The sequence below is a fragment of the Janthinobacterium lyxosi genome (genome assembly GCF_051380665.1).
Taxonomy (GTDB): Bacteria; Pseudomonadota; Gammaproteobacteria; order Burkholderiales; family Burkholderiaceae_D; genus Janthinobacterium.
In genome coordinates this window covers 76,018-87,779 of record NZ_JBNYXM010000017.1, presented here as the reverse complement: position 1 = coordinate 87,779, position 11,762 = coordinate 76,018, and the positions used below count along the sequence as shown (strand labels likewise).

Genomic DNA, 11,762 nt, shown 5'->3' with positions numbered 1-11,762 from the left:
ACTGATATAGATTAAATATCAATTTGTGTAAGGCGTCGCACATACACTGGCGCCGCCGTGGCGCATCCTTGCCTCATCTACAACAAGGAGGCGCCATGAACGCGATCAGTTTATTGATGCAGGACCATAAGGCCGTGAAAGCTCTGTTTGCCCAGTATGAAGGCTTGAGCGACCGCTCATTTGCCACCAAGAAAAAGCTGGCCGACCAGATTTGTCAGGAATTGACCGTGCATACGCAGCTGGAAGAAGAGATTTTCTACCCGGCCGTGCGCCGCCCCATCCACGACGGCGATTTGATGGATGAAGCCGTCGTCGAGCACGCGAGCGCCAAGGAACTCATCGCGCAAATCGAAGCGATGGACCCCGCCGACGACCTGTACGACGCCAAGGTCAAGGTGCTGTCCGAGCAGATCGAACACCACGTCAAGGAAGAAGAGGGCGACATGTTTCCCAAAGTGCGCCATACAGCCGTCGACCTCGATGCGCTGGGCCGGGAAATGGCCGCGCGCAAGGAACAGCTGACGGGCAGCGCCGCCTGAGCGCCTAAAACATTACCAACCAAGGGAGTCTTCCATGCAAGCTACACAATTGTCCATGTCGGACCTGAACAATCCGGGCGTTTCCTGGGGCGCCGTGCTGGCGGGCGCGGCCGCTGCGGCCGCCTTGTCCTTCATCTTGCTGATCCTCGGCGTGGGCCTGGGCCTGTCGTCCGTGTCGCCGTGGTCGTTCAACGCCACGGCCATCGGCGTGTCGAGCATCGCCTGGCTGGCCTTCATGCAGTTGGCCTCGTCCGGTATTGGCGGCTACATGGCGGGCCGGCTGCGCGTGAAATGGAGTGCCATCCACACGGATGAGGTGCATTTCCGCGATACGGCGCACGGCTTGCTGGCCTGGGCCGTTGCCACCCTGATCACCGTGGCCGTGCTGGCCGGCGGCACGCGGGCCGTGCTCAGCGGCGCCATCGATGCGGGCAGCGGCGTGGCGGCGGTAGTGTCCCCGGCCGCAGCGGCTGCTGCCGGGGCTGCCGGCGCCAAGGCGGGCGAGGGCGGCAGCAGCGCCAATCCGCTCGATTATTTTTCGGACATGCTGCTGCGCGCCGCGCCAGCGCCCGAGGCGGGCGGCACGTTCGCCGACCAGCGCGTGGAAATCGGCAAGATCTTCGCCACGGGCCTGTCCACGGGTAGCCTGGCCGCCGATGACCGCGCTTACCTGGGCCAGATCGTGGCCAGCCGCACGGGCTTGACGCAAGCTGAAGCGGAAGCGCGCGTCGACGCCGTCTACGCACGCGCCGCCAAGGCCGCCGCCGATGCCAAGGCGGCCGCCCAGCAAGCGGCCGAAACGGCCCGCAAGGCCGGTGCCCACACGGCCCTGTGGATGTTCGTCGCCTTGCTGCTGGGCGCTTTCGTCGCCAGCCTGGCGGCAACGTTCGGCGGGCGCCAGCGCGACCATGAGCGCGTGCTGCGCCATGTGACCATTTAATCCACCATTCGATCTAGGAGAGTGCCATGCGTTCCATCCTCTTGCTGCTGCTGGGCATTCCATTGCCCATCGTCATACTGATTGCCCTGTTCGTGCATTAACACGTCGACGTAAAAAACGGTGCCCGCCGCAAGCGGGCGCCGTTTGTGTTGAAGCGGGTGCATGTGTAAGATGGCGCCATCTTTCCACCGAGACTATCCATGAATGTGACCGCTTTTCGTCCCTTGCTGAAAACCGCCGCCACCGCCGCCTTTGCCTGCACGGTGCTGGCCTCGTGTTCCACCCTGATCGGCCCGCGCGACGTGAATGTGTCGCTGAGCAAGATGCAGCAAGGCCTGGAGCGCCGCTTTCCCATCGATAAACGGGTGCTGTCCGTGCTGGACGTCAAGCTGACCCACCCGCAGCTGTCGCTACAGCCCGAGCGCGAAAGAGTCGCCCTCAGCGTGGACGCCAGCGTCTTGCCGCCGTTCATCCGCCAGAGCTGGCGCGGCAGCCTGGCCCTGTCGGGTCGCCTGGTGCTCGACGCCCAGCGCAATGCCGTCTACCTGAGCGAAGCGAGCGTGGACAAGGTGACTATCGACGGCATGGACGAGTCGCAGCAGCGCCAGTTCGCCAAGGTGGCCAGCCTGGTGGCCGACCAGCTCATGCATGAAACGCCGATCTACAGCTTCAAGCCCGATGAATTGCGCTATGCGGGCGTGCAATTCGTGCCGACGCTGATCAGGACCACAGGGAATGGGCTGACGGTGACGTTCGAGCCGGTGAAATAGGGGCGCATTGCATCAGGATGCTATTAGGGGCAAATGTAATGACGGTTATCGGCAGACGGATCTATCCGTTCAAGAACTACCCGGGCGAGCAGCTTTTCGATGGCTGCGGCGTCGCGGACATTTTGCTCTGACACTGCATAGCCATCATGTAAAGAAATTTTCACCACCCCGGCGTGGCACCAGATGAAGACCTCGATACCCATGATGTCGCACCGACCTGGCTGTTGCCACAAGGTGCCATCAATCAGCGAGGGAAACCGCAAGAATACATCGCCCTGGTAGGCGACGCCCGGCAAAGGCTGCGGTGGCGCTGCGTCAAATTTCACCAGTTTGACGCCCAGGCTCGTCAAGAATGTGTCGAGCTGTGCCGGTTCGCCGTAGGCAAAGGCGACATCCAATGAGTCGCCGTCATTGGCATGTCCTCCAAGGGCCCTGAAAAAACGGAAGAACTTCAGGCGCCGTGCCCACTTGCGTAGTTTTTTTTCGCTATGTTCCTTGAACAGGTATTGCATCCATCTATTCACGGCGAGCTTTCATTATTCGACCCGGGAGCGGTGTTTTCGGGGTTATAAAATATTTGTGTCGCTGTATTATTGCGCGGCGTCGCCTCTTCATGGAACAGATCAGCCAGGTACTCGCATAGTGCATCGGCGCTTATATCGTCCGGAATAATGAAATCGGCAGGCCTGCACTTGCCTTCCGCGCCGAGATAGAAGGCGCGCCAGGCGCGCTGACTCTCCCGGACGGCAATCAGCGTGCCGAAAATATTGAATCTGAATTCCTGCATCAAACTTCTCCAGTCAAAGAGCCAGGCAAAAAGATGTGGCGAGCGACAGGTATGGCTATTGCTAGATGGTAACATTTGCTGATCATCGGCGCGGGCTTGAGGCGTGCTTCAGCGAATATCGGATGACCGAAGTTGTTCAACCGCCATTGTTGCCCCGCAAGCAGGCCGACTATAATCCTGCTTCTCATGCCTGGACACAGCATGTTCCCCAACATGAAGTTAAAACAATTAAAGGAATCTTCGTGAAACGTTCACTCATCAGCGCCGCATGCTGCGCCTTGCTCGCCTTATCCTCGCCGTCGCTGTACGCCCAGCAAGCCGCAAACTTTGCCGCGCCGGTTTCCGGCATCGACCTGAAAACCCTGGACCCCGCGGTCAGCCCCAAGGATGATTTCTACGGCTACGTCAACGGCGTCTGGACCCGCAATACGGACATCCCGGCCGACAAATCCGTCTGGGGCACATATATTGAATTGCGCGAAATCGCGCAAGGCCAGTTGCGCGGCCTGATCGATGCCACCGTCAAGAACCCGGGCAAGCCCGGCAGCGAGGCGCACAAGATCGCCGACCTGTACACGAGTTTCATGAATGACAAGGCGCGCAATGCGGCCGGCTTCAAGCCCTTGCGCGCCGAGCTGGCCCGCGTTGCTAGCGTGAAAGACAAGAAAGACTTGCCAGCGCTGTTGGCTTACCTGCAAGGCAATGGCATCCAGACGCCGTTTTCCGCCTATGTTGCGCCCGATGCGCAAGACCCCGAGCGCTACACGGTCAACATCAGCCAGTCCGGCCTGGGCTTGCCTGACCGCGATTATTACCTCAAGGATGACGACGCCAAGCTGCAGGGCGTGCGCGCCAAATACCTCAAGCATATCGAGACCATGCTGGCCATGAGCGGCGACAAGGCAGCCGCCGAACACGCGGCGCAAATCCTCGACATCGAAACGCGCCTGGCGGCCGTGCAGTGGACGCGCGTGCAGATGCGCGACCCCGTCAAATCGTACAATCGTGTCGATTTCGACAAATTCACGGCATTGGCGCCCGCCTTCGACTGGAACGCCTACTTTGCCGCCGCCGGCCTGGCGCCAAAGGCTTCCTCGGCCGTGGTGCGCCAGCCCAGCTTCATCGAAGGTTTTTCCGAGACCGTGGCTGCCGTGCCGCTGGCATCGTGGAAAAGCTATCTGAACTGGCGCATCATCGAAAGCTATGCCTCCTACCTCGATAGCGCGACTGTCAAGCAGCGCTTCGCCTTCGACGGCACGGTGCTGCGCGGCGTGCCGCAAAGCGAACCGCAGTGGCAGCTGGCGCTGCGCTTCACGGACAACGCCATCAGCGATGCCGTCGGCAAGCGTTATGTGGAAATGTATTTGCCGCCGGAAACCCGGCCCCGCGTGATGGCCATGTTCGACAATTTCGTCGCTTCGTTCAAGGATGGCATCGAGCAGCTCGACTGGATGGGCCCGGAAACCAAGAAGGAAGCCCAGCTCAAGCTGGCAGCCTTGAAGCCGAAGATCGCTTACCCGGATAGCTGGCGCGACTACAGCAGCATGCAGACGCAGTCGAACGACCTGATCGCCAACGTGCGCGCCTCGCGCGCCTGGAGCCGGCAGCAAAACCTGGAGAAACTGGGTAAACCCGTCGACCGCGATGAGTGGTCGATGACGCCGCAAACCGTCAACGCCAGCTACAGCCCGTCGCTCAACGCCATCACGATCCCGGCCGCCATCCTGCAGCCGCCATTCTTCAATGTGAAAGCGGAAGATGCCGTCAATTACGGCTTGCTGGGCATCACTTTCGGCCATGAAATCAGCCATGCCTTCGACGATTCCGGCAGTCAATATGACGCCAAGGGCCGCTTGCGCAACTGGTGGACGGCAGAAGACCGCACGGCCTTCAAGGCGCTGGCCGCCGGCCTCGTCAAGCAATATGGCGCCTACAGCCCCGTGCCGGGCTACCATATCAATGGCGAGCTGACCCTGGGCGAGAACATCGGCGACAATTCCGGCCTGTCGATCACCTACAAGGCGTACCAGCGTTCATTGAACGGCAAGCCGTCGCCCGTGCTCGATGGCCTGACGGGCGAACAGCGCCTGTACATCGGCTTTGCGCAGAAATGGCGCGCAAAATTGCGTCCGGAAGCGGCGATCGCGCAGATCAAGAGCGATCCCCATTCCCCGGGCGAATTCCGCGCCAAGGGCACGGTGAAAAACCAGCCAGGCTTCTATGAAGCGTTCGGCATCAAGCCGGGCGACCCGATGTATCTGCCGCCCGAGCAGCGCGTGATCATGTGGTAAGCAAGTAGGGCAGTTGGGCATCCGCGCCGGGGACTATTCCTTGGCGTGGTTCAGCGTGTACCTTGGCAATTCCAAGGTCAGGTCTTCCTTGCTCACTCGCGCCTGGCACGACAGGCGCGAATGGGGCTGCAAGCCCCAGGCCTGGTCGAGCATGTCTTCTTCATTGTCGCCCAGTTCGTTGAGCGACTCGAAACCTTGCACCACGACCACGTGGCAGGTGGAACAGGCGCCCACCTGGCCGCAGGCGTGTTCCATGTCGATCTGATTGCGCAGCAAGGCGTCGCAAATGCTGATTGTTTCCGGCGCGTCGAAGACGGCGCCATCGGGGGCCAGCTCGGGATGGGGCAGGACGGTGATTTTTGGCATGCGGGATTCTCCTCGGTTATCCTTCAATAGCGTCACCTTGGACCTTCCCGCCTTGGCAAGGTCAAGTCCCTGCGCGATCCTGTGCGACGATGCACTCGTCCAGATGGTCGAGCAATTGCAGGAACACGCGCTTATCCGCCACGTGATTCATCGTGGCACTCGTCAATACATCGCTGGCGGCCGCCGTCACGGCGTCCTTGGCCGCCATGCAGGCGGCATGCATTTGCGCGCGATCCAGTTCCAGCAGCGCCGTCGCGATGCCTACGCGCGTGAAGTCGTAGGCATCCATGCCGCAACAGCCGGCCACGCAATGCGTTTCCAGCCGGTAAATCAGCGGCCACAGTTCTCCCAGCAAGGGATCGATGTCGATGGCCTGGGCATAGCGCCCTGCGATGTCGATGAATTCGATCCATGCATCATCGGCAATCTGGATATCGTATTGGCGGTCGCGTTCGGTCATTTTTCAACATTCTCCTGGTCAGTGGCATCGCATGATAAAAAAACCGCCCGAAGGCGGTTTTCTTGTGCGGGAAACGGCGCAGCAACTCAATAAGCTAGATAAAGTAGATCAGCGCGACCACGCCCACCACCAGGGCCACGCGGGTGACCTGGTACGCGGTCTTGTTCCACGCCTTGAAGCGGCGGCGGTACTGGCCCATGGTCCAGGAAATCTGGAACAGCTTGCTCACGCCGCCGACCTGGTCGCCCAGTTCGTTCGGCGAGGCGGCGGCCGTCATCAGGGTGCGGCCCAGCCAGCGGTTCAGGCCTTGCGCCCAGCGGTAGCGCATCGGGCGTTCGATGTCGCAGAACAGGATGATGCGGTCGCTGTCGGCATCGTTGCGGGCCCAGTGGATATACGTTTCATCGAACATCACGGCCTGGCCGTCGCGCCAGCTGTGGCGCTCGCCATCGACGTCGATGAAGCAGCGGTCGTCGTTCGGCGTCTGCAAGCCCAGGTGGTAGCGCAAGGAGCCGGCGAACGGGTCGCGGTGCGGGTTGAGCTTGCCGCCTTGCGGCAGTTCCGCAAACATGGCCGCCTTGATCGAGGGAATCGATTGCAGCAGTGCATAGGTTTGCGGGCACATTTGCTGTGCCGACGGGTGATTCGCGTCATACCATTTCAGGTAGAAACGCTTCCAGCCATACTTGAAGAAGGAATTGAAGCCCACGTCATTGTTTTTTTCAGCCGCCTTGATCTTTTTCATTTCCTGCATGCGCAGCGCTTCATCGCGGATGATTTGCCAGTTCTGCTGCAGCGGCGCCAGTTCCGGAAATTGATCGACGGAAAGATAGGGCGTGGCCGGCACCTTGGAAAAGGTGTGCATGAACAGGTTCAGCGGCGCCATGAACGAGGAGTGATCGAAGATCTGGCGGCGAAACGGCAGGCGTACCTTGCCACGAAAATGAATATGTAAAACAGAAAACACAAAAATGCCCAGCAAGGCCCACTTCATACACAACCTCGTTTTTTAAGAATGGGGCAATTATAACCAGTTAATGCCACCGCCACTCCGTGCCACGGTGAAGGAAAGATGAAGCAGCGCGCGCGCGCCGGCTGCCCTACAATGGTTTTTTATCCACACTTATCCGAGGTAATCATGGAAATCTGGCACGCACCGCTGGACCTGGCCACGCTCAACGCCGCCAGCGAGGGCACGGCCATGCGCCACCTGGGCATCGCATTCACGGCATTCGGCCCCGACTGGATCGAAGCGACCATGCCTGTCGACCACCGCACCATGCAGCCGTTCAAGCTGTTGCATGGCGGCGCTTCGGTCTTGCTGGCTGAAACCCTGGGCAGCATGGCCGCGAATGCCTGCCTGGACAGCCGTCGGTACGTGAGTGTGGGGCAGGAAATCAACGCCAACCACGTACGCGGCGTGCGCGGCGGCCACGTGACGGGGCGCGCCACGCCGATACACCGGGGCCGCAGCAGCCAGGTGTGGGAAATCCGCATCGTCGACGACGACGGCAAACTGTGCTGCATCTCGCGCATCACCATGGCCGTCATCGACGCCCCTTGACTTGCATCAAAGCATTAAAAGCGAGCGCGTGAAATCATCCAGAACGCCGTTCGCTTATAATTCAGTGTGCTGTTGTACCGTGCGGGAGTTTTTTCCGCGCGTTCACATTGCCCGGAATAGAAGCTGACTGCCCAAAAAACGCCAGTTAGAGACCCATCCTGCGCCATGCAGGAATGGCAACACGACGTGAGCAGATCGCTGGTTCGGTTTTAGCGGAACCGGCAAACAATCAACTTTATTACAGGGCAATAACAACAATGATGTCATTCAATCGTTTGACGATAGGCGCGCGCCTGAGCGCAGGCTTCGGGCTGCTGGTTTTACTCATGCTGGCGCTGGCCGCCTTCGCACTGCTGCGCATCGGCGCCATTTCCGGCGCCATGGACGCGCAAGAAAAAGTCCAACTGGAAAAACTCGAACCGCTGTACGTGGCGCGCGAAGCGCTCGACCAGACGGGCCTGGCCGCCCGTAACGCGTATATCTTCCATGACCAGGCCGCCGCCGAAAAAGAGCTGGCCATCCTCGACAGCCAGAAGGCGCTGTACCTGGACGCGCTGGCCCGATTGGCGCCAAAGTTCGCCGGCGATGCGCAATTCGAGAAAGTCAGCACGGGCCTGAAAACCATGGCGCAGGAACTGCAGCGTCCGCGCCAGTTCCGCGCCACTGGGCAGATGGAGCAGTACGGCACCTTCCTCGTCGAGGAATGCAGCCCCCTGCGGCGCCAGATCGTCGACGACATCGATGCCGTCCTGAAAAACGTGCAGCGCGAATCGGAGCAGGCCAGCGTGGCCGCGCGCGCCATCTATGGCCAGTCGCTGCGCTGGATCGGCGTGCTGGCCGCGCTCAGCGTGCTCATTTGCATTGCGGTGGCCACCGTCATCACGCGCGGCCTGCTGCGCCAGCTGGGCGGCGAACCGGCATATGCGGCCTCGATCGCCGGGCGCATCGCGCTGGGCGAACTGGCCATCGACGTGCACACGCGCCACGGCGACGACAGCAGTTTATTGTTCGCCATCAAAACCATGCGCGACAACCTGGCCGCCATCGTCGGCAAGGTGCGCCGCGGTACGGAAAGCATCGCCACGGCCTCGACCGAGATCGCTTCGGGTAACCGTGACCTGTCGCAGCGCACGGAGCAGCAGGCCGGCTCGCTGGAAGAAGTGGCCTCGTCGATGGAAGAACTGATTTCCGCCGTGCGCCAGAATGCGGACAACGCGCAGCAGGCGAATCGTTTGGCGCGCGAAGCGTCGACCGTGTCGGAGCAGGGCGGCAAGGCGGTGGCCGAAGTGGTGCACACCATGGGCTTGATCAATGCCTCGTCAAACAAGATCGTCGACATCATCGGCGTGATCGACAGCATCGCCTTCCAGACCAATATCCTGGCCTTGAACGCGGCCGTGGAAGCGGCGCGCGCCGGTGAACAGGGGCGCGGTTTCGCCGTCGTCGCCACCGAGGTGCGCAGCCTGGCGCAGCGCTCCGCCGCCGCCGCGCGCGAAATCAAGGCCTTGATCAACGATTCCGTCAGCAAGGTAGGCACGGGCACGGTGCTCGTCGAGCAGGCGGGCGCCACCATGCATGAGGTGGTGGCCGGTATCGGCAGGGTGACGGGCATCATGGCCGAGATCAGTCACGCCACGCAGGAGCAGGGCGCCGGCATCGAGCAAGTCAACCGCGCCATCGTCGACATGGACCGCGTCACCCAGCAAAACGCGGCCCTGGTGGAGCAGGCGGCCGCCGCCGCGCACGAGTTGCAGCAGCAGGCGGCGCAACTGGAGCAGGAAGTGGGGATTTTCAAACTGGCCCAGCCGGCCAACGCTCCCCTGCGACTGGCGGCCTGAGGCCGATAGCGCGCCAGCGTGGCGCGCCAACAGCCATGCGCCAATAGTCATATTACGCGCTACAATGAGAGCTGGATCACCGCCAGGACTTCTCATGCAAGTGCGCAGCAGCCACGATCTATCCAGCCCGGACGACGACAAACCGGCGCCGCCCGTGCTGCAGCTAGCCCTTGCCGGCCTGGGCTGGGGCTTGCTCACCTGCATGCTGTGCTTTGCCATCCTGTTCTTCACCAAATGGCTGCTGCCGCCCGAATACTGGGGCGCACACACGGGCTTGACCAAGTTCAAGCGCGAAATGTCGCTGCCCCTGCTGGTGTTCTGGGTCGTCATCTATTCTCCCATTCTTGAAACATTCCTGGGACAGCTGTTGCCGCTGGAAATCCTCAAGCGTCTGGGCGCCAGCCGCCACTTGAGCATCTTCATCGGCGCCATCCTGTGGGCCATTGTGCATTTCATCAGCGGCGGCCTGCTGCACGCCATCGTTGCGCTGGGTTCGGGCGCCATGTTCAGCTTTGTCTACCTGCGCTACCGCGAACCGGGTGTGGCCGTTGCCTATGCGACGACGACATTTTCCCGCGCCTGCAACAATATCGCCATCCTCGTCGCAGTGTTCTACGGCCTCGATGCCTGATTCCTGTCCTTTCTGAGCAAGTACAGCACCAGCGCCGCCAGCGCCACGGCCAGCCCCGCCAAACCGCCCAGCAACTGGCGGAAGGCGGCGTCATAGCTGGCGCGCAGCAGCGCTTCCTGGCCGCCCAGCAGCTGTGTTGCTTGTTGGATATCACCGAGCGCGGCGCGGCTGGCGGCCGCCAGCACGGGCAGATCGGCGGGCAGCTGCCGCGCCAGGCCCGTGCCGATCAGGCCGGCCAGCGCGGCGCCCGCCAAGGCCAGCGCCACCCCATCGGCGCTGATGCGCACGGTATTGAAGATGCCTGTCGCCATGCCGGCCCGCTCCGTTTCCACCACGTTCAAGGCCATGCCATCCATCAAGCCCCACGGCAAGCCGATGCCCACGCCGATCAGCAGCAGCGGCCCGGCCAGCGTCGCAGCGCTGCCATGGCCCAGCACCTGCGCCAGCCAGGCCAGGCCCGCCGCCGCCAGCAGCAGTCCCGCCGCGCACAGGGTGCCGGCCTTGACCCAGCGCAATAGCAGCGCCGCCAGCATGGGCACGAGCAGCAGCGGCGCGGCCAGGGCGATCATCAGGCGGCCCGCCGCCAACGGCGACACGCCATCGATGCCGATGAAGCGCCCCGGCAGCATGACGATGAGCACGATGAACAGGAAGGCGGGCGAGGCGGCCAGCACTTGCACGGCAACAAAGCGGCGCTGGCGGAACAGGCTCAAGTCCAGCATGGCCTGCGCCGTCCTGCGTTCGATCACGATAAAAATGAAAAACAGCAGCACGGACGAGGCGACGGGCAGCAGCACGGCCCCGCTGCGCCAGCCGTGTTCGGGCGCCAGCAGCATGCCCAGGGTCAACAGGGCCAGCGCGGCGCTGAAGCTGAGGGCGCCAAGCCAGTCCAGCCGGCCTTTGCTGCGCGGCGGATCGGCCGGCACGCTGCACAGCACCAGCAGCGCGCCGATGGCGCCCAGCGCGGCCGTGGCGTAAAAGATGGCGGGCCAGCGGGCCAGCGCCAGCATGGCGCCGGCCGTCAGCGGACCGAAGGCCAGGCCCAGGCCGAAGGTGGTGCCCAGCATGCTCATCACGCGGCTGCGCGCCGCACCGTGGAACAGGGGCGCCAGCGAGGACATGGCGGCGGCGAACGCGGCCGCGCCGCCGAGGCCCTGCACGAAGCGCAGCGCGGCGATCCATGTCACCGAGGGTGCGACGGCGATGGCCAGGGTCACCGCGCAAAACAGCGCCAGCCCCGCCAGCCAGACGCGGCGCCGTCCCAGCACGTCCGTCAGGCTGCCCGCCACCATCATGGCGCTGCCATAGCTGAGAATATATGCATTGATGACCCAGTTCAGCGCGGCGGTGCTGCCGTGCAATTCGGCGCCGAGGGCAGGCAGCGCCACGGCCGGGCCCGTGAAGCACAGGGGAATCAGCAGGCCCGTCAGGCAGGCGGCCAGCACTTGCAGGGGGAGTGAAAGACGTGAGGGTGAGGGCATGGGATCGGCTCGGAAAGAAAGAGGGGCGAGTATGGTGCACCCGTCATTGAAGAAAAATGGGCTAAACTGCCGAACATATCGGACAAGAATGTCTT

At 62.3% G+C, this 11,762-nt stretch carries 13 protein-coding genes; 7 read left to right on the top strand and 6 right to left on the bottom strand.

Annotated features, from left to right (window positions below; translation table 11 throughout):
- Positions 1-95: 95 nt before the first annotated feature.
- The 3 genes from ACQ4WP_RS18850 to ACQ4WP_RS18840 all read left to right on the top strand — a co-directional run bounded on the left by ACQ4WP_RS18850 (position 96) and on the right by ACQ4WP_RS18840 (position 2,249).
- Positions 96-539 carry a hemerythrin domain-containing protein gene (locus ACQ4WP_RS18850; protein WP_436523276.1) on the top strand — a complete coding sequence of 148 codons (444 nt, stop codon included), beginning with the start codon at positions 96-98 and terminating at the stop codon, positions 537-539.
- A gap of 34 nt (positions 540-573) precedes the next feature.
- Positions 574-1,479, top strand: a complete 906-nt coding sequence (locus ACQ4WP_RS18845) for a hypothetical protein (protein WP_436523274.1) — start codon at positions 574-576, stop codon at positions 1,477-1,479.
- 200 nt (positions 1,480-1,679) lie between these two features.
- Positions 1,680-2,249: a DUF1439 domain-containing protein gene (locus ACQ4WP_RS18840; protein ID WP_436523272.1), complete on the top strand. Its 570-nt coding sequence runs from the start codon at positions 1,680-1,682 to the stop codon at positions 2,247-2,249.
- Positions 2,250-2,272: 23 nt separating this feature from the next.
- Here the strand turns inward: ACQ4WP_RS18840 and ACQ4WP_RS18835 are convergent, their stop codons facing one another.
- The gene (locus ACQ4WP_RS18835; protein ID WP_436523270.1) at positions 2,273-2,761 is read right to left on the bottom strand and encodes a hypothetical protein; all 489 of its coding nucleotides are present in this window, start codon (positions 2,759-2,761) and stop codon (positions 2,273-2,275) included.
- Positions 2,762-2,769: 8 nt separating this feature from the next.
- Positions 2,770-3,036: a DUF7661 family protein gene (locus tag ACQ4WP_RS18830; RefSeq protein ID WP_436523268.1), complete on the bottom strand. Its 267-nt coding sequence runs from the start codon at positions 3,034-3,036 to the stop codon at positions 2,770-2,772.
- Positions 3,037-3,278: 242 nt separating this feature from the next.
- On the opposite strand from ACQ4WP_RS18830, the gene ACQ4WP_RS18825 reads away from it, so the two are divergent.
- Positions 3,279-5,327 carry a M13 family metallopeptidase gene (locus ACQ4WP_RS18825; protein WP_436523266.1) on the top strand — a complete coding sequence of 683 codons (2,049 nt, stop codon included), beginning with the start codon at positions 3,279-3,281 and terminating at the stop codon, positions 5,325-5,327.
- A gap of 33 nt (positions 5,328-5,360) precedes the next feature.
- On the opposite strand, the gene fdx is transcribed toward ACQ4WP_RS18825, so the two are convergent.
- The 3 genes from fdx to lpxO form a co-directional block, all read right to left on the bottom strand.
- Positions 5,361-5,693: an ISC system 2Fe-2S type ferredoxin gene (gene fdx, locus ACQ4WP_RS18820; protein ID WP_436523264.1), complete on the bottom strand. Its 333-nt coding sequence runs from the start codon at positions 5,691-5,693 to the stop codon at positions 5,361-5,363.
- Positions 5,694-5,754: 61 nt separating this feature from the next.
- Positions 5,755-6,153, bottom strand: a complete 399-nt coding sequence (locus ACQ4WP_RS18815; RefSeq protein ID WP_436523262.1) for a DUF6331 family protein — start codon at positions 6,151-6,153, stop codon at positions 5,755-5,757.
- Positions 6,154-6,247: 94 nt separating this feature from the next.
- Entirely contained in the window at positions 6,248-7,147 is a 900-nt protein-coding gene (gene lpxO, locus ACQ4WP_RS18810) for a lipid A hydroxylase LpxO (RefSeq protein WP_436523260.1), read from the bottom strand.
- A gap of 144 nt (positions 7,148-7,291) precedes the next feature.
- On the opposite strand from lpxO, the gene ACQ4WP_RS18805 reads away from it, so the two are divergent.
- The 3 genes from ACQ4WP_RS18805 (at position 7,292) to ACQ4WP_RS18795 (ending at position 10,186) form a co-directional block, all read left to right on the top strand.
- Positions 7,292-7,717: a hotdog fold thioesterase gene (locus ACQ4WP_RS18805; RefSeq protein WP_436523258.1), complete on the top strand. Its 426-nt coding sequence runs from the start codon at positions 7,292-7,294 to the stop codon at positions 7,715-7,717.
- A gap of 257 nt (positions 7,718-7,974) precedes the next feature.
- Entirely contained in the window at positions 7,975-9,555 is a 1,581-nt protein-coding gene (locus tag ACQ4WP_RS18800) for a methyl-accepting chemotaxis protein (RefSeq protein ID WP_436523256.1), read from the top strand.
- Between the two features lie 94 nt (positions 9,556-9,649).
- Positions 9,650-10,186 (top strand): hypothetical protein, encoded by a 537-nt coding sequence (locus tag ACQ4WP_RS18795; protein WP_436523254.1) that lies wholly within the window; start codon positions 9,650-9,652, stop codon positions 10,184-10,186.
- On the opposite strand, the gene ACQ4WP_RS18790 is transcribed toward ACQ4WP_RS18795, so the two are convergent.
- Complete coding sequence (locus ACQ4WP_RS18790; RefSeq protein ID WP_436523252.1) at positions 10,168-11,667, bottom strand: MFS transporter; 1,500 nt, start codon at positions 11,665-11,667, stop codon at positions 10,168-10,170. The genes ACQ4WP_RS18795 and ACQ4WP_RS18790 overlap by 19 nt on opposite strands.
- Positions 11,668-11,762 lie beyond the last annotated feature (95 nt).